Source organism: Streptomyces sp. NPDC014889 (assembly GCF_043081205.1).
Lineage (GTDB): Bacteria > Actinomycetota > Actinomycetes > Streptomycetales > Streptomycetaceae > Streptomyces.
Genome location: NZ_JBIBWH010000014.1, coordinates 136,897 through 158,303 on the forward strand (window position 1 = coordinate 136,897; position 21,407 = coordinate 158,303).

At 73.3% G+C, this 21,407-nt stretch carries 18 protein-coding genes; 7 read left to right on the forward strand and 11 right to left on the reverse strand.

Going from position 1 to position 21,407, the window contains the following annotated elements:
- Positions 1-120: 120 nt before the first annotated feature.
- The 4 genes from ACF09J_RS27125 (at position 121) to ACF09J_RS27140 (ending at position 5,076) form a co-directional block, all read left to right on the forward strand.
- The gene (locus ACF09J_RS27125; protein WP_392308059.1) at positions 121-2,403 is read left to right on the forward strand and encodes a glycoside hydrolase family 9 protein; all 2,283 of its coding nucleotides are present in this window, start codon (positions 121-123) and stop codon (positions 2,401-2,403) included.
- Between the two features lie 165 nt (positions 2,404-2,568).
- Positions 2,569-2,814: a hypothetical protein gene (locus ACF09J_RS27130; protein ID WP_100571383.1), complete on the forward strand. Its 246-nt coding sequence runs from the start codon at positions 2,569-2,571 to the stop codon at positions 2,812-2,814.
- Between the two features lie 3 nt (positions 2,815-2,817).
- On the forward strand, positions 2,818-3,195 hold the full coding sequence (locus ACF09J_RS27135) for a toxin Doc (RefSeq protein WP_392308060.1): 378 nt from the start codon (positions 2,818-2,820) through the stop codon (positions 3,193-3,195).
- 234 nt (positions 3,196-3,429) lie between these two features.
- Positions 3,430-5,076: an RICIN domain-containing protein gene (locus tag ACF09J_RS27140; protein ID WP_392308061.1), complete on the forward strand. Its 1,647-nt coding sequence runs from the start codon at positions 3,430-3,432 to the stop codon at positions 5,074-5,076.
- A 520-nt stretch (positions 5,077-5,596) separates the two neighbouring features.
- Here ACF09J_RS27140 and ACF09J_RS27145 read toward each other — a convergent pair.
- From ACF09J_RS27145 to ACF09J_RS27155, 3 genes are all read right to left on the reverse strand, one after another.
- On the reverse strand, positions 5,597-6,766 hold the full coding sequence (locus tag ACF09J_RS27145; protein WP_392308062.1) for a lactate 2-monooxygenase: 1,170 nt from the start codon (positions 6,764-6,766) through the stop codon (positions 5,597-5,599).
- A gap of 88 nt (positions 6,767-6,854) precedes the next feature.
- Positions 6,855-7,550 carry an alpha/beta fold hydrolase gene (locus ACF09J_RS27150; protein ID WP_392308063.1) on the reverse strand — a complete coding sequence of 232 codons (696 nt, stop codon included), beginning with the start codon at positions 7,548-7,550 and terminating at the stop codon, positions 6,855-6,857.
- 98 nt (positions 7,551-7,648) lie between these two features.
- A complete protein-coding gene (locus ACF09J_RS27155; RefSeq protein ID WP_392308064.1) occupies positions 7,649-9,253 on the reverse strand; it encodes a purine-cytosine permease family protein in 1,605 nt (534 codons plus the stop codon).
- A gap of 499 nt (positions 9,254-9,752) precedes the next feature.
- Between ACF09J_RS27155 and ACF09J_RS27160 the strand changes: the two genes are divergently transcribed.
- Positions 9,753-10,166 (forward strand): subtilase-type protease inhibitor, encoded by a 414-nt coding sequence (locus tag ACF09J_RS27160; RefSeq protein WP_392308065.1) that lies wholly within the window; start codon positions 9,753-9,755, stop codon positions 10,164-10,166.
- A gap of 146 nt (positions 10,167-10,312) precedes the next feature.
- On the opposite strand, the gene ACF09J_RS27165 is transcribed toward ACF09J_RS27160, so the two are convergent.
- The 4 genes from ACF09J_RS27165 to ACF09J_RS27180 all read right to left on the reverse strand — a co-directional run bounded on the left by ACF09J_RS27165 (position 10,313) and on the right by ACF09J_RS27180 (position 12,524).
- Positions 10,313-10,564 (reverse strand): CDGSH iron-sulfur domain-containing protein, encoded by a 252-nt coding sequence (locus ACF09J_RS27165; RefSeq protein WP_392308066.1) that lies wholly within the window; start codon positions 10,562-10,564, stop codon positions 10,313-10,315.
- Entirely contained in the window at positions 10,545-11,228 is a 684-nt protein-coding gene (locus ACF09J_RS27170) for a HemK2/MTQ2 family protein methyltransferase (RefSeq protein WP_392308067.1), read from the reverse strand. Before ACF09J_RS27170 ends, ACF09J_RS27165 begins: the two co-directional genes overlap by 20 nt.
- Positions 11,229-12,242 (reverse strand): iron-containing redox enzyme family protein, encoded by a 1,014-nt coding sequence (locus tag ACF09J_RS27175; protein WP_392308068.1) that lies wholly within the window; start codon positions 12,240-12,242, stop codon positions 11,229-11,231.
- Between the two features lie 75 nt (positions 12,243-12,317).
- Positions 12,318-12,524, reverse strand: coding sequence for a hypothetical protein (locus tag ACF09J_RS27180; RefSeq protein ID WP_392308069.1), 207 nt, complete (start codon positions 12,522-12,524; stop codon positions 12,318-12,320).
- 203 nt (positions 12,525-12,727) lie between these two features.
- Between ACF09J_RS27180 and ACF09J_RS27185 the strand changes: the two genes are divergently transcribed.
- Positions 12,728-13,255: an SRPBCC family protein gene (locus ACF09J_RS27185; protein WP_392308070.1), complete on the forward strand. Its 528-nt coding sequence runs from the start codon at positions 12,728-12,730 to the stop codon at positions 13,253-13,255.
- A gap of 55 nt (positions 13,256-13,310) precedes the next feature.
- Here the strand turns inward: ACF09J_RS27185 and ACF09J_RS27190 are convergent, their stop codons facing one another.
- The 4 genes from ACF09J_RS27190 to ACF09J_RS27205 all read right to left on the reverse strand — a co-directional run bounded on the left by ACF09J_RS27190 (position 13,311) and on the right by ACF09J_RS27205 (position 19,445).
- A complete protein-coding gene (locus ACF09J_RS27190; RefSeq protein WP_392308071.1) occupies positions 13,311-16,127 on the reverse strand; it encodes an NHLP bacteriocin export ABC transporter permease/ATPase subunit in 2,817 nt (938 codons plus the stop codon).
- A 1-nt stretch (position 16,128) separates the two neighbouring features.
- The gene (locus ACF09J_RS27195) at positions 16,129-18,351 is read right to left on the reverse strand and encodes an NHLP family bacteriocin export ABC transporter peptidase/permease/ATPase subunit (RefSeq protein ID WP_392308072.1); all 2,223 of its coding nucleotides are present in this window, start codon (positions 18,349-18,351) and stop codon (positions 16,129-16,131) included.
- Positions 18,348-19,154 carry an HlyD family efflux transporter periplasmic adaptor subunit gene (locus ACF09J_RS27200; RefSeq protein ID WP_392308073.1) on the reverse strand — a complete coding sequence of 269 codons (807 nt, stop codon included), beginning with the start codon at positions 19,152-19,154 and terminating at the stop codon, positions 18,348-18,350. Before ACF09J_RS27200 ends, ACF09J_RS27195 begins: the two co-directional genes overlap by 4 nt.
- 75 nt (positions 19,155-19,229) lie before the next feature.
- Positions 19,230-19,445, reverse strand: coding sequence for a type A2 lantipeptide (locus ACF09J_RS27205; RefSeq protein WP_392308074.1), 216 nt, complete (start codon positions 19,443-19,445; stop codon positions 19,230-19,232).
- Positions 19,446-20,062: 617 nt separating this feature from the next.
- Here ACF09J_RS27205 and ACF09J_RS27210 point away from each other — a divergent pair.
- Positions 20,063-21,322 carry a S1 family peptidase gene (locus ACF09J_RS27210; RefSeq protein ID WP_392308075.1) on the forward strand — a complete coding sequence of 420 codons (1,260 nt, stop codon included), beginning with the start codon at positions 20,063-20,065 and terminating at the stop codon, positions 21,320-21,322.
- Positions 21,323-21,407 lie beyond the last annotated feature (85 nt).

The window sequence follows — 21,407 nt, forward strand, 5'->3', positions numbered from 1 at the left end:
GAGGTAATACGTCCCGTCAGGACCGTTGACGGATGTCATGGCTGCCACAACGATGGTGCGTCCACCCTTGGGAGCGCTCCCATGGATGTCGTCCGTACCCTCCTCCGAGGAGCTCCAGACGTGAAACGACGCAGAACCACCCTGCTGTCCGTGGCGGCCCTGCTCGCGGCTGCCCTCAGTTCCCTGCCGTCCGCCCCGCAGGCCCTGGCCGACGAGGTCGAGCAGGTCAGGAACGGCGGCTTCGACACCACCACCGAGCCGTGGTGGACGACCAGCAACGTCACCTCGGGCCTGTCCGACGGCCGGCTGTGCGCCGACGTGCCCGGCGGCACCACCAACCGCTGGGACGCCGCCGTCGGACAGAACGACATCACCCTGGTGAAGGGCGAGACCTACCGTCTGTCGTTCTCGGCGACCGGCACCCCCGACGGGCACGTCGTCCGGGCGCTGGCGGGGCTCTCGGTGGAGCCGTACGACACCTGGTTCGAGGTGAGCCCGCAGCTCAGCGTCTCCGGGAACGCGTACTCCTACACCTTCACGTCCCCCGTCGACACCACCCAGGGCCAGGTCGCCTTCCAGCTCGGCGGCACCGCGGACCCCTGGCGCTTCTGCCTGGACGACGTGTCGCTGCTCGGCGGGGTGCCGCCGGAGGTGTACGAGCCCGACACCGGGCCGCGGGTGCGGGTCAACCAGGTCGGCTATCTGCCCGGCGGCCCCAAGAACGCCACGCTGGTCACGGACGCCGGCGCCAAGCTGCCCTGGCGGCTGCGCGACGCCCGCGGGAGGGACGTGGCCCACGGCTGGAGCGCGCCGCGCGGCACGGACGTCTCCTCCGGGCAGAAGGTTCACTCGATCGACTTCGGCGCCTACCGGGGGAGCGGCAAGGGCTTCACCCTGGTCGCCGACGGCGGGACGAGCCACCCGTTCGACATCGGCGACGGCGTCTACGACCAGCTCCGTCTGGACTCGCTGAAGTACTACTACACCCAGCGCAGCGGCATCCCGATCCGCGAGGACCTGCGCCCCGGCTACGCCCGCCCGGCCGGCCACCTCGACGCGGCCCCCAACCGGGGCGACTCCAAGGTGCCGTGCCGGCCGGGCCTGTGCGACTACACGCTCGACGTCACCGGCGGCTGGTACGACGCCGGCGACCACGGCAAGTACGTCGTCAACGGCGGCATCACCACCTGGGGGCTGCTGAGCACCTACGAGCGCACGCTGCACGCGCGCACCGCCCGGCCGGCGAGCCTCGGTGACCGGACGCTCGCCCTCCCGGAGAGCGGCAACAAGGTGCCCGACATCCTGGACGAGGCCCGCTGGGAGCTGGAGTTCCTGCTGAGGATGCAGGTGCCGGCCGGGCAGCCGCTGGCCGGCATGGCGCACAGCAAGGTCCACGACGAGCAGTGGACGGGACTGCCGCTGCTGCCCAGCCAGGACCCGCAGAAGCGTGAACTGCACCGGCCGACGACGCAGGCGACCCTGAACCTGGCGGCGACCGCCGCGCAGGCGGCCCGCCTCTACGAGCCCTACGACCGCGCCTTCGCGGCGAAGGCCCTGCGGGCCGCGCGCACGGCCTGGACCGCCGCGCTCGCCCATCCCGCCGTGTACCCCGACCCGGACGACGGCATCGGCGGCGGCGCGTACCCCGACGACAACGCCACCGACGAGTTCTACTGGGCAGCCGCCGAGCTGTACCTCACCACCGGTGAGCGGCAGTTCGCCGACTACGTGACCAAGTCGCCCCTGAACACGGCCGACATCTTCGGCAGCGTCAGCTTCGACTGGGCCGCCACCGCGGTACCCGCCCGCCTCGACCTCGCCACCGTCCCGAGCAGGCTGCCCGGCCGGGAGAAGGTGCGCCAGTCGGTGATCAAGGGCGCCGGAACGTACCTGGCCACGCTCAAGGCACAGCCCTACGGCATGCCGTACGCGCCCGCGGGCAACGTGTACGACTGGGGCTCCAACAGTCAGATCCTCAACAACGCCCGTGTCCTCGCCGCCGCCTACGACCTCGACGGAGCCGTGAAGTTCCGCGACGGCGCGGTGCAGAGCATGGACTACATCCTGGGCCGCAACGCCCTCAACATCTCCTACGTCACCGGCTACGGCACGGTCAGCTCCCACAACCAGCACAGCCGCTGGTACGCCCACGAGCTGGAGCCGGGCCTGCCGAACCCGCCGAAGGGCACCGTCGCCGGCGGAGCCAACTCCAGCATCCAGGACCCGTACGCGCAGAGCAGGCTCCAGGGCTGCGTGGGCCAGTTCTGCTACATCGACGACATCGAGTCCTGGTCGACGAACGAGACGGCCGTCAACTGGAACGCGGCGCTGGCCTGGATGGCCTCCTTCGCGGCGGACCAGGGCCGGCCTGCCGGGCCGTCCGCCCACCCCGGACGCGGGTGATCGGTCTGGACCGGCTGCCGGACCGGCAGGAGGAGCGCCGCTGCGTCCCCAGGGGCGCGGCGGCGCTGCCCCCAACGGCTGTGGACCCGCCCCTCGGTACCACCACCCCATCGCTGTGACCAGCGGGTATTTACGGGAAAGTACCCGCGCGGTACCGTGTGGACCATGCCAGCTCTCAATGTGGAGTTCAGCGACCGCGAGCTCGAGGACCTGCGCCAGATCGCCAAGGAACGCGGCACGTCGATGAAGGCACTCGTACGCGAGGCCGCCGCCGCGGACATAGCCCGGCACCGGGCCCTCCAGGAGGGCGCCGAGGCGTTCCGGCGGTTCTTCACCGCGCATGCGGACGAGTTCGCCACGGCCTTTCCCGAGGACGAGACGGCCACGAAGGGCGAGGGGCGGGCAGCCTGACCGATGACCCCCGTCATCCACATCGACGTGCCCTGGCTGCTTCAGCGGCACGAGGAAGTCCTCCCGGAACAGCCCGCGGTGGACGACTTCTCGGCCCTGGTGGCCGCCGTCGCCCGGCACCGCGTCGACCCGCCGCGTCTCGGCGTCGACTCCGATCCCGCCTGGCGGGCCGCCGCCCTGCTCCACACCCTCGCCCTGCTCAAGCCCCTGCCGTCGGCCAACGCCCGGTTCGCCTGCGCGACGGCCGTGGCCTACATGTACGTCAGCGGCGTCGGCATCGACCCGCCCTACGGAGCCCTCGTCGACCTCGCCCGCGACCTGATGTCCGGCAAGACCGACGTCTACGGCGCCGCCGACCGCCTGCGCTCCTGGGAGATCTGACACCCCTTGCCGCATGCCCCCGGTGACGTCCCGCTTCCTGAATTTCCGTCAATGATGCCCGTGTTGTCTGTATGTCTTGTTGTGCGTCAAGGAGCTGTGCAAGGCTGAGCGGCCCGTGCGTGGGCAAGGGCCGGTTCTGAAGAGACAGTTGGGGAGTCGAGCCGATTCGTCCGCCGGCCGTGTGCCAGACCCGCGGGCCCGCTCCACACCGGTACGTACCAAAGGAAGCCTTTCGTGCCCACCCCCCACCCCTCTCGTCCCCCCAGCCCGCCGCCCGGCGGGATCCCCGGGGAGCCCGACGAGGCCCTCGCCGCCCGGCTCGCCGGCAGCACCGACGAGGAAGTCGCCCAGTGCGTCGCCCTGCTGATCGCACGCCACTGGCAGCCCGTCCACGACTACGCGGTGATCTGCCTCGCCTCCTCGGCGCCCCTCGCGGCCATGGTGACCTCGGCCGCCTTCCACCAGGTCTTCGACCGGCTGACCGTGGGCGAGCCGGGCGTCGCGCTGCGCCCGCGACTGCTGCTGACGGTGCGGGACACGGTCCGGCTGTGGGCCGCCGAGGACCGTATATCCGCGGCCCTGCCGGAGCTGCACAAACCCGCGGGAGGCCGGGGCATGCGGACCGCCGCGACCCTGGTCCCGGAGAACCGCCGGCTCGCCCAGCGGTCCTTCGAGAGCCTGGTCCCGGCCGCCCGGTGCCTGCTGTGGCACACCGAGGTCGAGGCCGAACCGCTCGACGTCCCGGCCGGGTTGCTGGGCATGGACCCGGAGACCGCCTTCCGCACCCTGGAAGAGGCCCGGGACAAGTTCCGCGAGGGCTGCGTGCGCGCCCACCGCGAACTCGCGCCGACCGACGACTGCCGCTATTACAACCGGCTGCTGGAGGCGCCGATCCGCCGCGGCGGCGGCCTGCTGCCGGACGTCAAGCGGCACATGGACGAATGCCGCTACTGCCGGGACGCCGCCGCGCAGCTCGGACAGGTGGAGAAGGCGCCGGACGCGCTGCTCGCCGAGGCCGTGCTCGGCTGGGGCGCCCGCCGCTACCTCGACTCCCGCCCGGGCCGAGCCGGGCAGGCCACGCGCACGAAGGGCTCCGGCCGGCACGGTGGAAGAGGGGCGGGCGGCGGCGGCCGGCACTGGCCGCTGTCCCGGTTCACCGCGCCGGGGCGCCGCGCCTCCGGCGGCCCGCGCTCGTCCCGGGCGCTGCGCACCGGACTCGGCCTCGTCTCCGCGTCGCTGCTCGCGACCGTGCTCGGCGTCAGCCTGTGGTCGCACGGCGACGGCACCGCCCCGGCCGCGTCCACCGGCACGTCCGGCACACAGGACACGGCGCACGGCACCGACTCCGGTACCCCGTCCGACGGTTCCGCGACGCCCCGCGCCGTCGAACCGCCCCCGTCGGCCGAGGAGACCCGGCTGCGCAACATCGCGGCCGGGCTGTGCCTGGCCGTCCGGGGCGAGCCGAAGGCCGGGGCCGCCACCGAGCTGGCCGCGTGCTCCTCGGCCTGGAACCAGCGGTGGACGCTGGAGGACGACGGGCTGCTGCGCAGCGTCGCCGCCCCCGGCCTGTGCCTGGACTCGCACGCGGACGCGGGCGTCGTCGTCCTCGGCACCTGCGCGGAGGCCGGTGACGTGCGGGGCGCCGACGTGCGCTACGACATCGGCGCGCAGGGCGGGTTGCTGCCCCGCTGGGGCGAGGGACTCGTCCTCACCTCCGCCGCCCGGCAGCCGGAGGCGGACATCGTCGTCAAGGTCGACGACGGCACCGCCGCGCAACGCTGGGCGGCCGAGCCCGTGTCGGTGACTCCGGGCCCGCTCTCGGTCGCCGTCCCGGGCACGCGCCCCGCCCACCGGTCCGCCCCGCCGGACACCACCATGTGACCCGACGAGACCGCCCCCGGCGAAGGGCTGCCGGCGCCGCGCCCCTCACCGCCCTGAAAGCCGCCCACGGACGCGGCCGGGAGCCCCCGACCGGCTGAGGCGCCGAGCGCCCGGCCGGCCGGCACGGGGCCGTGCGCGCCGCGCTGGAGGCCCGCCGCAACTGCGGCGTTCAGCCCTGCCGATGCGCCGTCGCACCGAGCGTGCGGCTGTCCGGGCTGGGGCCGTGCCGCGTATCTCGTTGTGGTGGCAGTCGTCTGCGGGTGTGGCTGGGAGCTCCCCCGGCCGGCTGTGGCGCCGAGTGTCCGGTCGGTCGGCATGGGGGCGTGCGCGTCGCCATCTGCGATGGAAGTCCCCGCGACGCGCGGGGGAGCCTCGCCGACCGACTGGCGCACCGACCGGCTGGCGCACCGAGGGGCCGGTCGGGGCGGGCGGTGGCCATGGCCGGCCGGCACGGGGGGCCACGCCGGCTGCCTTCGCCTGGCTGGACGCCGCCCGTGGGCGGTCGGGTGCCGGGATTCGGTCAGGTGGGGGTTTCGGTGAGGTCGTTCGGGCCGAGTGTGGTCGGGGCGGAGTGGCCCGTCAGGGCGAGTGTGAGGTCGAACTCCGCGAGCAGGCAGCGGATCACGTGTTCGACGCCCGCCTGGCCGTCCAGGGCGAGCCCGTAGGCGTACGGCCGGCCCAGCAGCACCGCCCGCGCGCCGAGGGCGAGCGCCTTGAACACGTCGTCACCGGTGCGCACACCGCTGTCGAACAGGACCGTCAGCCGGTCGCCGACCGCCTCGGCCACCCGCGGCAGTGCGTCGGCGGCCGCGACGGAGCCGGCCACCTGGCGCCCGCCGTGGTTGGACACCACCACGCCGTCCATTCCGGCGTCGGCGGCCAGGCGGGCGTCGTCGGCGTGCAGGACGCCCTTCAGGACGATCGGGCCGTCCCAGTTCTCCCGCAGGAACGCCAGATCCGGCCAGGTCTTGCCGGGGTCGGCGAACATGCCCACGAAGTGCAGCACCGCGGCGTTGGGATCCTCGTGCACCGGCTTGGCCAGGCCCGCCTGGAAGGCCGGGTCGGAGAAGTAGTTGGCGGTGCCCACGCCGTGCAGGAACGGCAGATAGGCCTGGTCGAGGTCGCGGGGCCGCCAGGCCAGCAACGGCGTGTCCAGGGTGACGACCAGGACGCTGAACCCGGACGCCCTGGCCCGGCCCAGCAGACTCCGGGTCACCTCGCGGTCCTTGGCCCAGTAGAGCTGGAACCAGCGTTCGGCGTCCCCCATCGCCTCCGCGACCTGCTCCATGGGCGTACTGGAGGCCGACGACAGGACGAACGGCACGCCCTGCGCCGCCGCGGCCCGGGCCGCAGCCGGCTCCGCGCCCGGATGCAGGATCGACAGCACCCCGACCGGCGCCAGCGCCAGCGGAGCCGGCAGCGCACGCCCCAGCACCTCGACCGACAGATCGCGCGCGTGGACGTCCCGGAGCATGCGCGGCACGATCCGGCGCCGGTCCAGGGCGCCGCGGTTGGCCCGCGCCGTACTGCCGTTGCCCGCGCTGCCCGCCACATAGCCCACCGGGCCGGGGCCGAGCCGCCGCTCGGTCAGCTCCTCCAGCCGGGTCAGGTCGGTGGGCAGCCGCGGTACCGCGCCCGTCAAGCCGTTCAGATAGATCTCGTACTGGAAGTCCGCCCAGTGCTTGGCCATCCGCCCCTCCCGAGGTCGCCCGTCAGACGCGTGCCCGACGATACTGGCCGGTAGGCGCGGCTCAGCACCCCCGGGAGCGCCCCGGCCGTCAGCCCCGGACCGCGGCCTCGACCAGGACCCGGGCCAGTTCGCGGGGCCGGGAGAACATCGGCCAGTGGCCGGTGTCCATCTCCACCAGCTCCCACCGCTCGCTCTTGAGCGCCTCGGCCACGGCGGGCAGCGGCTCGGGCCCGTCCAGCAGGCACTTGACGTACGTCGCCGGCAGCTCGCCGACCGGACGCTGCAGCACGGCCGGCTCGGTGAGCGTGGCGCCGGGGTGCGGTGTGCCCTCGGTGACGATGCGGCGGATCTGCCCGTCGGTCAGCTCCTGGCCGGCGTAGTCGTCCGGGGGCAGCGGCGGCCAGAAGCCGTCGTTCGCGTCGAGCGCCCGCCGGACGTCGTCGCTGTCGAAACCCGAGAGGAACGTCCGGCCGTCCACCGGGACGTTGGAGTCGACGAACACCACGCGCCGCAGCCGGCCGCCGATCCGCTCGGCCGCCTGGCCGACCGGGATGCCCGAGTAGCTGTGCCCGACCAGGACGACGTCCCGCAGGTCGTGGCGCTCCACGTGGCCGACGATGTCCTGGACGTGGGTCTGCTGACCGGCCGGCAGGTCCTTCTTCTCGGCGAGGCCGCTGAGGGTCAGGGCGTGCGCGTCGTGCCCGGCCTCGCGCAGTCCGGGCACCACCTCGTCCCACGCCCAGGCTCCCAGCCACGCGCCCGCCACCAGTACGAAGTGAGTCATGCCCGCCAACGTATACCCGGGGTGTGACAACGCCCCGCGCGCCGAGCGCCGTCGGTGCGGAGGGCGGCCCGCAGCGGCGCGCCGCCCTCCCGGACCGGTCAGCCGGCCTTCACGGGCACCGCCGGCACACCGTCGGCCTGTGCGCCCGGTCCGGTGACCGGCGGCACCGGGACGTCGACGGCACGGGCCAGCCGCGGGCCCTCGGGACCGTAGACCGCCCGGGGCTCGGGGAACAGCCACAGCAGCGCCAGGAACAGCACCGCGGCCGACGCCAGCGACAGCGGGAGGCTGATGTCCACGCCGTTCGCCACGTCGCCCAGGGGACCGACGAACTGCCCGGGGATGTTGGTGAACAGCACCCCGATCAGCGCCGACACCCACCAGGCGGTCAGACCGCGCCAGTTCCAGCCGTGCGTGAACCAGTAACGGCCGCCGCGCTGACGGCGGTTGAAGACCTGGAGCGCGTCGGGGTCGTACCAGCCGCGGCGGGTGAAGAAGCCGAGCATCATCACGACCATCCACGGCGTGGTGCAGGTGACGATCATCGTGGCGAACGTGGAGATCGACTGCACCAGGTTCAGCGCGAACCGCCCGATGAAGATGAACGCGAAGGCCAGCAGGCCGACGAGCACCGTCGCCCGCACCCGGGACAGCCACGGGACCACGGAGGCGAAGTCCAGCCCGGTGCCGTAGAGGGAGGTCGTGCCGGTCGACATGCCGCCGATCAGCGCGAGCAGGCACACCGGCAGGAAGAACCAGCTCGGCGAGATCGCGAGCAGCCCGCCCACGAAGTCGGGAGCCCCGGGGTCGACGTACGCGGGGGCCTTGGTGGCGATGATGCTCGCCGTCGCCAGACCGAAGACGAACGGCAGCAGGGTGGCGATCTGCGCCAGGAACGCGGCGCCGACCACCCGGCGGCGCGGGGCGTCGGCCGGGATGTAGCGCGACCAGTCGCCGAGGAACGCGCCGAAGGACACCGGGTTGGACAGCACGATCAGGGCCGCGCCGATGAACGACGGCCAGAACATCGACCGGGTGGCCGCGTCCGCCGAGGCGGTGAACATCCCGGCGTACCCCGGGTCGAAGTCGCCTGCGAAGGCGATCGCGCCGAGCAGGAACAGCACGCTCGCGGAGGTCACCGCGATCTTGTTGACGAACAGCATGAAACGGAAGCCGTAGACGCACACCACGAGGACCAGCGCGGCGAACAGGGCGTAAGCGACGGCGTACGACGCGGTGCCGCGCGGCAGGCCGAAGAGCCGGTGCGCGCCGCCGACCAGGGCGTCGCCGGAACTCCACACCGAGATGGAGAAGAACGCGGTGGCGGTGAGCAGCGACAGGAACGAGCCGACCACCCGGCCGTGGACCCCCAGGTGCGCCGAGGAGGAGACCGCGTTGTTCGTGCCGTTGACGGGGCCGAACACCGCCATCGGGCACAGGATCAGCGCGCCCGCGACGACCCCGAGGACGGTGGCCGCCAGGCCCTGCCAGAAGGAGAGGCCGAACAGGATGGGGAAGGCGCCCAGGACACAGGTGGAGAAGGTGTTCGCGCCGCCGAAGGCGATGCGGAACAGGTCCAGGGGCCGGGCGGAGCGGTCGGCGTCGGGGATGCGCTCGATGCCGTGGGTCTCGACCTCGGTGAGGGACGGTCCGGAAGGGGAGGGGGCGGGCGACTGTGCCTGCGGTGACTGCTGCGGGGACATGGGGGCTCCATCGGAGGACAGCGGTGGAGCGCCTGGTGGCGCGGCGGGTGGACGGGGCGCTCGCCGGCGCGGGGTGTGCGGCGGGAAGATCACCGTCCTCGGGGGTCCGCTGACGCTAAGACGCCACGCCGGGACCGCACCAGAGGACGGTTCATCCATCTTTTCCGCCCCCGCTGGACTAATCCTCCACCGTCCGCCTCCCTGAGCGCCCCGCGGGCGCCGGGCCGCCGGGGAGGGTGACGGGAGTGTTTCAGGACGATTGACGAACGCCGGAAAACAGGCCATCCGGCCGGATCCGATGATCGTCGGGCCCATGGGCAAAGGGTTGACGCTGCGTCGTTCCGTGACTTCGCGCCACTGATTCAATACGCAAGGTTACCGAAACCCGCGGGTTCGGCGTGAGTTTCCGGCGCGGACTCGGCAGACTCCCGCACGCCGCCTCCGGTGTCGACCGAGCCGGGACCGGCACCCGACGACTTCCAGCGGAAGGAAGCGCACGATGCGGAACACCGCGCGCTGGGCAGTGACCCTCGGCCTGACGGCCACCGCCGTCTGCGGAACCCTCACCGGGCCGGCCACCGCCGCGCTGTACGCCCCCTCGGCGCTGGTGCTCACCATGGGCCACGGCATCGGCTCGGCGACCGCCGTACCGGAGCGCGCCGTCACCCTGAGCTGCGCCCCGACGCCCTCCGGCACCCACCCGGCCGCCTCCGCGGCGTGCGCGGAGCTGCGCGGCACGGACGGTGACTTCGGGGCGCCGGCGCCGGGCGGCCAGGCGGTGTGCACCAGGGAGTACAACCCGGTGGTGATCACGGCGGAGGGCGTCTGGCAGGGCAGGCGCGTCTCCTACGAGCGCACCTACGCCAACGAGTGCGTGAAGAACGCTTCGGTCACGAGCGTCTTCGCGTTCTGAGAGCCGGGATCGCGCGTTCCCCGCGCACACCTGGAGGGCCCGCGGCTGGGGAGTGCGGGCACTGCGGTGGGGACCGGGCGATCCCACACCGGGGACCGGCGGGCGGAGTGGGGCCGCCCGCCGGCCCCGGCATGTGTCAGACACCCCTACACCCGGTCGCGGTGGCTGGTGTCGCACCACGGGTAGCGGCGGCTGCGGCGGCAGGTGCACAGGGCGACGCGGAAGCGGTCCGAGAAGACGGTGCTGCCGTCCTCCAGTTCCACCTCGACCGGGCCGTCGACCAGGATCGGACCGCAGCGCTGCATCGTGACCCGGCGGGGCGGCCCGGGCCGCGGACCGGCGGCGGAGGTGTTGTCGCCGGGGTTGTCGTTCGGGGTGTCAGAGCGGACGTTCGGCACGGATCACCACCAGCTCTTCCTTCTCGTCGGCCGCTTCCGCCGCGGACAGCAGACCGCGCTCCCGCAGCCAGCCGCGCCGCGACCGCAGTACGGGACCGAAGGCGATCCGGCGGCGGCGCACCACCGCGGCCTTGAGGCCGGCGGAGCACAGCCGGTGCAGGGTGAGGTCGGGATCGCTCAGCGCCGAGTGCACGAGCAGCAGCACGCCGCCGGGCCGCAGCAGCCCGGGCGCGTCCCGGCAGATCCGGTCCAGGACGAGCCGCCCGTCGCGGCCCGCGTCCCAGGCACGGCGCCTGCCGCGCGGCCCGCGCCGGGTGTCGGGGGCCGGGACGTACGGCGGATTGGCCAGGACCACGTCGAACGACCGTCCGCGCACCGGACCGAAGAGGTTCCCGCGGTGGATGCGGACCGGCAGCCGGCTGCGCCGGGCGTTGAGCCGGGCCGTCCACACCGCGCGCCAGGAGACGTCCACCGCGGTCACCCGGGCGCCCCGCCGGGCGGCCACCAGCGCCAGCGCGCCGCTTCCGGTGCCCACGTCGAGGACCCGCGCGCCCGGTTCCCAGGGTTCGTCGGACAGGACCTCGGTCAGCAGCGCGGTGTCGTCCTGAGGGGCGTAGACACCCGGAAGCAGCAGTGCGTTCACATCCGGCGGGTACCCCGGCATTCAGGAGATACCGGTCGTTTCCGCCGCGAGGGGTGTCCGCAGTGACGACCGGCCGGCCCGCCAGTCGGTGAGCAGCCGCCCGCCGAAGCGGTCCTCCAGGTATCCGGTCGCGTCGATGCCGAAGGCCACGTCGGACGTCAGCTCGGGTTCCTCGGCCAGCAGCCCGCCGATGACGTCGTGGCGTACGACCTGCTCGTGCACCGCGTCCGCCTCCACGTGCTCGTCGTAGAAGAACCGCGCAGCTGGCCCCGCGCCCGCGCGGCGCATGGCCTCGGCCAGCCGGCGGGAGCCGGGGGAGGATGTGATCTCGACCGCGGCGAAATGGCCCACCAGGGCGCCGCGCAGCTCGCGGTGCAGGCCGAACAGGGACATCATGTTCACCGTCGCCAGCGCTTCCGCCGAGGCCGCGTCCAGATGGCGGCCGTACGTCGTGTCCAGGCCGAGGTCCCTCATCAGGTCGGCGAACAGCCGGGCGTGGACGCGCTCGGCGCGGCCGCCGCCCCACTCGTCGAACTCCACCGCCGCCATCGCCGCCTTGGCCCGGCCCCACAGGCGCGGCAGCACCCAGGCGTGCGGGTCGGCCTCCTTGAGGTGGTACAGGGAGCGCTGTGCCGCGTACTCGCGCAACTGCCACAGCGTGCCCTCGTCCCGCAGGTAGTGGCTGACACCGGTGCCCTCGACCGGCTCGACGAGCAGGGCCGCGAGCGCGTCGTCCAGGCTGTCGTGCACGGGCGTGTCGGCGCGCAGGGCGGTCAGGAAGCGGTGCTCGAGAGCCGAGCGGACGGCCAGCAGGCCCGGGTCCCACTCGTACCGGGCGCCGACCTCCGCGAAACCCCGGTAGTGGAGTTCGTAGCAGAGGTACAGGGCGAGCTGGAGATCGTCGCCGTACGCCGCCGCCCGGCCGGCGTCCTCGGTGCCGGGCAGCGGACCGGTGCCCCGCAGGTACGCCGTCACGGCCGCGGAGACCGGTCCTCGGGCGGGAGGCAGCTCGGGTCCGCGCTGATCGTTTGCCATGGGCCCCGGGTACCCGCGACACCGGGCGGGCCACCCCCGTCCTTCCCGGCCGGAAAGGCGCCGGGTCCGGTCGGGTCAGTCGCCCTCGGACTCCTCCTCGGCCCGGGTGTTCGGGGTGATGGCCTCGCCCGCCTCGCCCCGGTGGCGCCGCTCGGCGGTCCCGGTGACGTCCCTCTCGGCGTTCTCGAACTCGCGCAGCATCTCGCCGGCAGCCGTCTCGGGCCGGTCGGAGCCTCGCTCGTCGCCGCCGGTGTTCCCGCGCTTTCCGGGCTTGTCGGCCATGGCCGCCTCCTGTCCTCGTCCGGTTCGCCTCCGGCGGAGCCACGCGGTCACGTGGCGCGGCCGGTGGTGGATCTCGTGCCCCCACGCGTACCCGGCCCGGCGGTTCCATGCGTCCCGGACGGTCCTGACGGGTACATTCCGTGGACGCCGTCACCCTTCCCCCGACGCTTTCCCCGAGGCAGACCCCCGAAGGACTGATCCCCATGCCCGCCGACCTCACCGGCACCTTCCTGCGGCTCGGCGACGGCCGCCCCGCCCTTCGCTTCACCCGCGTCCACGGCCACTCCGTGGACCGCGTCTGGCACTTCGTGACCGACCCCGGCGAACTCGCGGAGTGGTTCCCCTTCCGCGCCGAGGCGGATCTGCGGCCCGGCGGCACCATCGTCTTCCGCGGGGAGACGGGGGCGGAGGAATTCACCGGCACCGTGCTCGCCGTCGACCCGCCCCGGCACCTGTCCTTCGAGTGGGGCGGCGGCGAGCTCCACTTCGACCTCGAGGAACTCGACGAGCGGCACACCCGCTTCACCCTCACCGACGTCCTCGCCGCCGAGGACACCGCCGCCCGCAACGGCGCCGGCTGGGAGGTCTGCCTGGCCGCCCTGGACGCCAGGGCCCGCGGCGAGCGCTTCGAGGGACCGCACGCCGGGGTGCACGCCCCCTGGAAGGGCTTCTACGAGGCGTACGTCGCCGCCGGAGTCCCCTCCGGGGCGCCGATCCCTGGCCAGGACTGAACCGCCCGGGCCAGGACGAACCGCCCGGGCCAGGACGGAACTGCCGGACCGGCCCTCACGCCATCTGCCGCCGCACCAGCTCGTGCAGCCGCCCGCCCGTGTCCGCGAGCAGTGCGGCGGGCGGCCCCTGCTGGACGACCTTGCCGTCCTCCATCACGACGACCCGGTCCGCGTCCAGCACCGTCGACAGCCGGTGCGCGATGACGACACGGGTGGCGTTGAGCTTGCGGGTGCTCTCGATCACCGTGCGCTGCGTGTCGTTGTCCAGCGCGCTGGTCGCCTCGTCGAAGAACATGATCCGCGGCCGGCGCACCAGGGCCTGGGCGATCATCAGCCGTTGCCGCTGCCCGCCGGAGACCGCGCCACCGCCCGAGACGATGGTGTGCAGGCCCATCGGCATCCGCTCGATGTCCTGCGCGAGGCCCGCCAGCTCGGCCGCCGCCATCGCCTCCTCGGCCGTGCACGGCTCCGTGCCGCGGATGACGTCCAGGATCGAACCGGTGAAGGGCTGCGCGTGCTGGAGCACCACCCCGCACTGCCGGCGCACGGCCGACTGGTCCAGGGCCGCCAGGTCCTGGCCGTCGTACAGCACGCTGCCGGACAGCGGCCGGTCGAATCCGATCAGCAGCCTCAGCAGCGTCGACTTGCCGCAGCCGCTGGGCCCGACGATCGCCACGAACTCGCCCGGCCGCACCTCGAAGGACACGTCGTCGAGGACCAGCGGCCCGTCGTCGGTGTAGCGGAACGACAGCCGGCGTGCCTCGATCGCCCCGGACAGCGGCCCCGGCCGGGTACTGGCCGTGCGCACCTCCGGAGTGGCGTCGAGCACCGGCCTGATCTGCTCCAGCAGCGGCAGCGCGGCGACCGCCGAGACGAAGGCACCGGTCAGCTGGGTGACGGAGGTCAGCAGCATCGTCACCGAGGTGTTGAAGGCCAGGAAGGCCGCCGCCGACATCGCGCCGCGCGCCGGTCCCGCCAGCAGCATGAACATCAGCAGCGTGCACATCGGCAGGTACACGGCGCCCAGCACCGTGGTGAGGTTCTTGATCCGGCCCACCTTCTGCTGAAGCTCACGGCTGTGCGCGAACCGGGACGCCCAGGCGGCGTACGCGTAGTTCTCGGCCGCGGCCACCCGCAGCTTCGGCAGCCCGCGCAGCGTCTGGAAGGCCTGGTTGTTCAGCTTGTTGCCGAGCACCACAAGACGCCGCTGCCACCGCGCCTGCCACAGCCCGAGCGCCAGGAACACGGCGCCGATCACCACGAGCATGCCGAGCGCCGCCAGCGCCATGGAGGCGCTGTACCAGAACAGCAGCCCCAGGTTCATCGCGCCCACGGTCACCGACTGGACGACCACCGGGCCCACCCCGGCCAGCAGCCGGCGGATCGCGCTGACCCCCATGGCCGCGCTCGCCAGCTCGCCGGTGGAGCGCTCGGTGAAGAACCTCGTCGGCAGCCGCAGCAGCCGGTCCCACACGGCCGACTGGAGGGTGGCCTCGATACGGCCCTCGAGGCGCAGCACGGTCAGGTTCTGCAGCAGCATGAAGGCCGCCGCCACCACGCTGCTGATGATCACGGCCAGGCACATCTGAGTGATCAGGCCCTGCTCGGCCCTGGGCACGTACTCACCGAGCACCTTGCCGGTCGCGATGGGCACCAGCGCCCCGAGGACGACCGTCACCAGCCCGGCGGAGAGCAGGCTCAGCAGATCGCCTCCGGTGCCGCGCAGACTGAACCGCAGCAGCCCGAACGGGCCGGGCCCGCGGTCGGGCAGCGGCCGGTAGAACATCACCGCGTGCGGCTCGAACTCCTCCGCGTTCGCCTTTTCCACCGGGTTCTCCCGCCCGGTGGCCGGGTGCACGGCGACGTACCCGCCGCGCCGCCACAGCAGCGCGACCGGCGCCCCGGACAGGGCACGGTGACCCACCAGCGGACCGATGTTCTCCCGCCACCAGCGGCCCTGTAGGCGTACGGTCCTGGTCCGCACCCGGGAGGCCAGGGCGACCCGCTCCACCGGGTCCAGCCGGTCGCTCTCGGTGCCCGCCTGGGGCGGTGCGGCCAGTGTGATCCCGGCGGCGCGGGCGACCAGTTCGCAGGCGGCGTGGCCGGCGTCGGTGTCGGCGGCCGTGGGCCGCGCGGCCGAGGACCGGCCGATGGACGCCAGCAGCGTCCGGTCGGCCCGGGCGCGTACCGCCTCACCCGCCTTGATGCCGGCCGCCGTACGGGTCTCGTGGGTGCGCTCCAGTTGTTCGATCCAGCGGTCCAGGGCGGTCAGCAGCCGGTACTGCTGGTCGACCATGCTCTGCCACAGGGCCGGGTCCATCAGCAGATCGGCCGCGGCCTCGGCGCCGTACAGCGCCCCGTACTGCACGCTGCCCGGCGGGACCTGCATCCAGAACACGTCGTCGTCCGTGGGCGCCGCCGCCCGCTCCTCGGCCATCGGCGCCTGGAAGAGCACGGACAGGCCGCGGCCGACGCCGAGCGCGAGGGCGTACTCCAGCGGGCTGGTCTGCGGCGGCACGTACTGGGGATTGCCGTAATCGTCGTACGACCACGTCCGGGTGCCGGCCGGCTGGTACAGCTCACGCAGCCCGATGCGGCGCACCACGCAGTCCCGCAGGGGACGCGCGACCAGGGTGTGCCGCGGGCCCGTGACGGGACCGAGCAGCAGCGAGCCCGCCTCCAGCCGGCCCAGGTGGTGCCAGTGGCCCTGCTGCGCCGCGTCGACCGCGAACAGGTCCACCGCGCCGGCCGCGATCAGCCACAGCTCCTGGGGGCCCGCCAGGTCGAGCCGGGTGAAGCCCGAGCAGTCGATCGGCGTGCCCAGGGAGCCGAGCGCCTCCAGTACCAGGTCCGGCTCGCCGGCTGTCGTCATGTCACCGCTCCCTGACCAGCGCCGCGTACGCGCCGCCGCGCGCCACCAGTTCCGCGTGCCGCCCGCGCTCGACGACCGTGCCGTGCTGGAGCACGACGATCTCGTCGCTGTCGCGCACGGTGGACAGCCGGTGCGCGATCACCACACAGGCGCAGCCGCGCCGCCGCAGGTTGTCCATCACGGTCTGCTCGGTCTCGGCGTCCAGGGCGCTGGTCACCTCGTCCAGCACAAGGATGCTGGGCCGGCGCACCAGCGCGCGGGCGATCTCCAGGCGCTGGCGCTGACCGCCGGAGAAGTTGCGGCCGTCCTGCTCGACCCGGCTGTGGATGCCGCCGGGGCGGCGCGTCACGACGTCGTACAGGGCCGCGTCGCGCAGCGCCTCCACGACGGCGTCGTCCGGGATCGACGGGTCCCACAGGGCCACGTTGTCGCGGACCGTGCCCTCGAAGAGGAACACGTCCTGGTCGACGAAGGACACGGAGGCCGCCAGCGCCCCGCGCGGGATGTCCTCCAGGCGCTGCCCGTCGATGCGGATCACCCCGTCCCAGGGCGTGTACAGGCCCGAGATCAGGCGGGAGACGGTCGACTTGCCGCTGCCGGAGCCGCCGACGAGCGCCACCTGCCGGCCCGGCCCGACGGTCAGGTCGAAGCCGGTCAGCAGCGGCTCGTCCAGTGGGCTGTAGCCGAAGGTGATGTTCTCCAGCTCCACGTGCCCGTGCAGCCGGCGCGTGGAGTCCGAGCCGCCGGGGCGGGAGTACAGGGGGTCGGCCTGGAAGTTCTCGACGTCCTTGAGCCGGGCCACGTCCGCCGCGAAGTCCTGGATGCGGCCCGCGACGCCGTTGAGCCGGGTCAGCGGCGCGGTGAACCGGGTCACCAGCGCCTGGAACGCCACCAGCAGCCCGACCGAGATGTGTCCCTCCACGGCCCGCATGCCGCCGATCCACAGGATCAGCGCGCTGTTGACGGTGGCGAGCGCCGGCGCGACCACACCCAGCCAGGCGGTCGGCACCCCCAGCCGCTGCTGCTCCTCGAGGGTGGCGGCGTGCTGCCCGGCCCATTTGCGGAAGTAGCCGTCCTCGCCGCCGGTCGCCTTCATCGTCTCGATCAACTGGAGCCCGGTGTAGGCCGTGTTGGTCAGCCGGGCGTTGTCCGCGCGCAGCTTCGCCGTCCGGGTGGCGCGCAGCCGTACGACGACCCGCATCGCGACGACGTTCAGCAGGGCCACGCCGATGCCGACGAACGTCAGCTGCGGGTCGTAGGTGTGGAGCAGCAGCGCGTACAGCACCACGACCACCGCGTCGACGCCGGCCGCCGCCAGGTCGCGGGCGAGGGTCTCGGCCACCTGGTCGTTGGAGGCCAGCCGCTGCACCAGGTCGGCCGGGCTGCGCTGGGCGAAGAAGGTGACCGGCAGTCGCAGCAGGTGCCGCAGGAAGCGGGCGCTGGCGAGCGTGGAGGAGATGAGGCGCCCGTGCAGCAGGTTGGCCTGCTGCAACCAGGTCAGCAGGACGGTGAGCAGCACGCACGCGCCCATCGACGCGAACAGCACGCCCAGCAGCGAGGTCTGGCCGCCGATCAGGTAGGTGTCGATGTAGGTCCGGCTGAGCGCGGGCACCGCCGCGCCGACCGCGACCAGCAGCAGACTGGCCAGTACCGCCGCCGGCATCGTGCCCGCGGTGCCGCGCATCCGGGCGGGCAGGGCGCCCAGGACTCCGGGCCTGCGGCCGCCCTTCTCGAAGTCGGGACCGGGCTCCATCACCAGGACGACACCGGTGTAGCTGGTGTCGAAGTCCTCCATGGGCACGAAACGGCGGCCCTTGCCGGGGTCGTTGACGAACACCCCGCGGCGGCCGAAGCGGCGGCCCATGCCGTCGTGGACGACGTAGTGGTTGAATTCCCAGAAGAGGACGGCCGGCGCCTTCACCCCGGCGAGGGCGGCGGTGTCCATCTGCATGCCCTTGGCCGTCAGACCGTAACTGCGGGCCGCCTTCAGCAGGTTGCTCGCCCGTGAGCCGTCGCGGGAGACGCCGCAGGCGATCCGCAGCTCCTCCAGCGGGACATGGCGGCCGTAGTGGCCGAGCACCATGGCGAGCGAGGCGGCGCCGCACTCGACGGCCTCCATCTGGAGCACCGTGGGCGTGCGGACGGTCCTGCCCCGCACTTTGGGGGCGGGCCGCGCGGGCCGGGCGGCGCGCCGGCGGCCGCGGGTCTCCTGGGTGGTGGTCACGGCAGCAGCCAATCGAGGGGACGCTGGTCGGCCAGCCGGATCGATGCGGTGGCCGCGGTCATGGAGTCGAGCCGGTACGGCGGGCCCCCGACGGAGGACCACGTGAGGCCGCTCTTCGTGGTGGAGGAGGTGTCGAGCCGTACGAGTACGGCGACCGGCCGGCCCTTCCGGGTGAACTGCTCGCCGAGCTGGCTGTCCCCGAGGAAGGCGGCGATCCGCTGGGCGGACTGGGCCGACCGGTCCACCTCCTTCACATGGCCGCGCAGCACGCCGTAGCGCTGGGCGGGCACCGAGGAGACGGTCAGGTCGACCGCGGCGCCGGAGGGGATGGCGGCGGCGTTCTCGGCGGGCACGTACACGGTCGCGTACAGCGGGTCGGAGGCGTGGGCGACCTTCTCCACGGCGGCGACGTTCGCGCCGGTGGAGACGATCTGGCCGATGGTGGCGGCGAGCGCGGTGATCCGGCCGGCGGCCACCGTGCGCACGGTCTCCTCGCCCCGGCCCGTACGCACCGTGAGCACGGGCGAGTTCGCGGGCAGCCGCTCGCCCTCCTCGGCGAGGACCGCGGTGACCTGTCCGGCGACCGGGCTCTGCAGGACGTAACTGCCCTGTCCATGCGTGAGGATGGCGGGCGCGCCGACGGTGGAGGCGACCGATCCCGTCACGGCCCACAGGGACGCGGCCGCCATGGCGACGAGGGTGACGGACAGGACGAGCCATCCCTGGGGGCGGGCGAGCCGCACCGGGAGGTCGAGTTCTTCCGGCGACTGGAGCTTGGCGAGGGCCTGTTGTCGGAACTGCACGTGACGGCTTTCTGCGGCAACCGCGAGTGCCGGAACCGGCGTGCGGTTCCGGCACTCGGCGGCAACGCGGTGCGATCAGAGACCGGCGACCAGGCCGGCGACCGGGGCGGTGCTCAGACCGGTGGCACCCTCGACGGTGCCGACGGCCGTGTCCACCACGCCGGAGACCGGGACCACGCTGTCCACCAGGCCGGTGGCGGTGCCCAGGGCGTTCACGGACAGGCCGCCGGAGACGTTGTCGAGGTCGGCGTCGGAGATCTCGGCGGTCTCAACCTGGGGGGTGTGGTTCATGATTGGAACGTCCCTTCATATGGATGTCTCACAAGGGGGAGCGGCCCTCTCTGGGGAAAGACGGCCGCGACCGCGGGTGCCGGGCCCCGCTTCCGAAGCGCCCGGCCGGGGTCCCGCGCTGCGATGGATGTAAGCACGGTGCCGCCCGCCGATTCCACTCAACCAGGCCCCCCACCAGGGCACTTGCCGACACCAGCGGAGAACCGTGCAGGCCCGGCAACGGTATGGCGGCGACTTCTTCACATGGCGGACCGCATCGTCGCACGGCCTCCCTTGCCGACGCGGCGGCGGATCGGGAACCGGGCCGCGAAAGCCTCGCAGGGGGCGCGCGGTTGTGCAGAACCTCCGCACGCGGTGACCCCGCTGGGCATTCGATGTGCAGATTCGCTGAAGCCACGATTCCGCTTGCTCTGCGCAACCGAACGTCGCCGCGCGGCAGCGGAGAGTGCCATACGGTCCTGCTGGGCGAGGAGTTGGCCGATTCGGCATGGTCCCGGGGGAGTTGGCGAACGGGATTGAACACGGTGGCGGCCCGCTGCGTACCAACAGCCGTCCAGGCGTCCCCCCCAACCGCCCCGGACGGCGGCACGGACCCCGTCCCCAGGAGGTCGAGAAGTTTGAGTCACAAGCGAATTCCGAAGCGCAAGGCCGCGATAGCGGCGGGCGGCGTGGTGGCGCTCGGAGCGGCGGCGATACTGCTTCCGAACGCCAACGCCTCCCAGGACGGCGCGGCGGACGACGCCACCCCCAGGACCCTCAAGGCCGAGGACGCCTCGGGTCTCTCCGCTCAGCTCGCCGGCACGCTCGGCGACTCCTTCGCCGGCACCTACTACGACAGCGCCGAACAGCGGCTCGTCGTGAACATCGCGGGCGGTGACGCCGACATCGTCCTGAGGGCGAAGAAGGCGGGCGCGGCCGTCCGCCGGGTCGGCAACAGCGCCGCCGCCCTGAAGTCCGCCGCCCGGACCCTGAGGACCGAGGCCACCATCCCCGGTACCGCCTGGGCCGTCGACCCGCGCACCAACAAGGTCGTGGTCACCGCCGACAGCACGGTCACGGGCGCGCAGTGGAACAGACTCCAGGACACCGTCCGCGGTCTCGGCTCCGGCATGGCGACCCTGAAGAAGTCCGCCGGCACCTTCAAGACCTTCGCCGCCGGCGGCGACGCCATCTTCGCCCCCACCCAGGGCGGCACCGTCCGCTGCTCCCTCGGCTTCAACGTCACCGCGAGCGACGGCAGCCCCGCCTTCCTGACCGCCGGGCACTGCGGCGTCTCGGCCGAGCAGTGGTCCGACTCCCAGAACGGCGGCCCGGTGGCCACCGTCGACCAGGCCACCTTCCCGGGCAGCGACCTCGCGCTCGTCACGTACGACGACCCGGACACCCAGGCGCCCAGCACGGTCGACGTCGGCAACGGCCAGAGCGTCCAGATCACCGGGGCGGCCGAGGCCACCGTCGGTGCGACGGTGTTCCGCATGGGCAGCACCACCGGACTGCACAACGGCACGGTCACCGGCCTCGACGCCACCGTCAACTTCCAGAGCGACAACGGCGGCGTCGACACCGTCACCGGTCTCATCCAGACCAACGTCTGCGCCGAGCCCGGCGACAGCGGCGGCCCCCTGTTCACCCAGGACGGCGGCGCGGTCGGCCTCACCTCCGGCGGCAGCGGCGACTGCACCCGGGGCGGCGAGACCTTCTTCCAGCCGGTCACCACCGCCCTCGAGGCGACGGGCGCGACCTTCGGCCCGGGCGGCGGCGCGGCCGGCGCAGGGGCCCAGCAGTCCGGCGCCGACCAGTCCGGTGCACAGCAGTCCGGTACCGGAGGCCACAACTCCAACCCGGCACACGGATCCGGGCGTTCCCGGACCCACTGAGCGGCCCGCCGAACGGCTACCCCCTGAGCCGTTCGCCCCGGGCCGCTGACCGGCTACCCCCCATGCCACCGGCCGGCCTGCCGGC

Coding starts and splice junctions, on each gene's coding strand:
- ACF09J_RS27130 (WP_100571383.1), top strand. CDS start 2,569: ATGCCAGCTCTCAATGTGGAGTTCAGCGACCGCGAGCTCGAGGACCTG.
- ACF09J_RS27135 (WP_392308060.1), top strand. CDS start 2,818: ATGACCCCCGTCATCCACATCGACGTGCCCTGGCTGCTTCAGCGGCAC.
- ACF09J_RS27145 (WP_392308062.1), bottom strand. CDS start 6,766: ATGGCCAAGCACTGGGCGGACTTCCAGTACGAGATCTATCTGAACGGC.
- ACF09J_RS27150 (WP_392308063.1), bottom strand. CDS start 7,550: ATGACTCACTTCGTACTGGTGGCGGGCGCGTGGCTGGGAGCCTGGGCG.
- ACF09J_RS27155 (WP_392308064.1), bottom strand. CDS start 9,253: ATGTCCCCGCAGCAGTCACCGCAGGCACAGTCGCCCGCCCCCTCCCCT.
- ACF09J_RS27160 (WP_392308065.1), top strand. CDS start 9,753: ATGCGGAACACCGCGCGCTGGGCAGTGACCCTCGGCCTGACGGCCACC.
- ACF09J_RS27170 (WP_392308067.1), bottom strand. CDS start 11,228: ATGCCGGGGTACCCGCCGGATGTGAACGCACTGCTGCTTCCGGGTGTC.
- ACF09J_RS27175 (WP_392308068.1), bottom strand. CDS start 12,242: ATGGCAAACGATCAGCGCGGACCCGAGCTGCCTCCCGCCCGAGGACCG.
- ACF09J_RS27180 (WP_392308069.1), bottom strand. CDS start 12,524: ATGGCCGACAAGCCCGGAAAGCGCGGGAACACCGGCGGCGACGAGCGA.
- ACF09J_RS27185 (WP_392308070.1), top strand. CDS start 12,728: ATGCCCGCCGACCTCACCGGCACCTTCCTGCGGCTCGGCGACGGCCGC.
- ACF09J_RS27190 (WP_392308071.1), bottom strand. CDS start 16,127: ATGACGACAGCCGGCGAGCCGGACCTGGTACTGGAGGCGCTCGGCTCC.
- ACF09J_RS27205 (WP_392308074.1), bottom strand. CDS start 19,445: ATGAACCACACCCCCCAGGTTGAGACCGCCGAGATCTCCGACGCCGAC.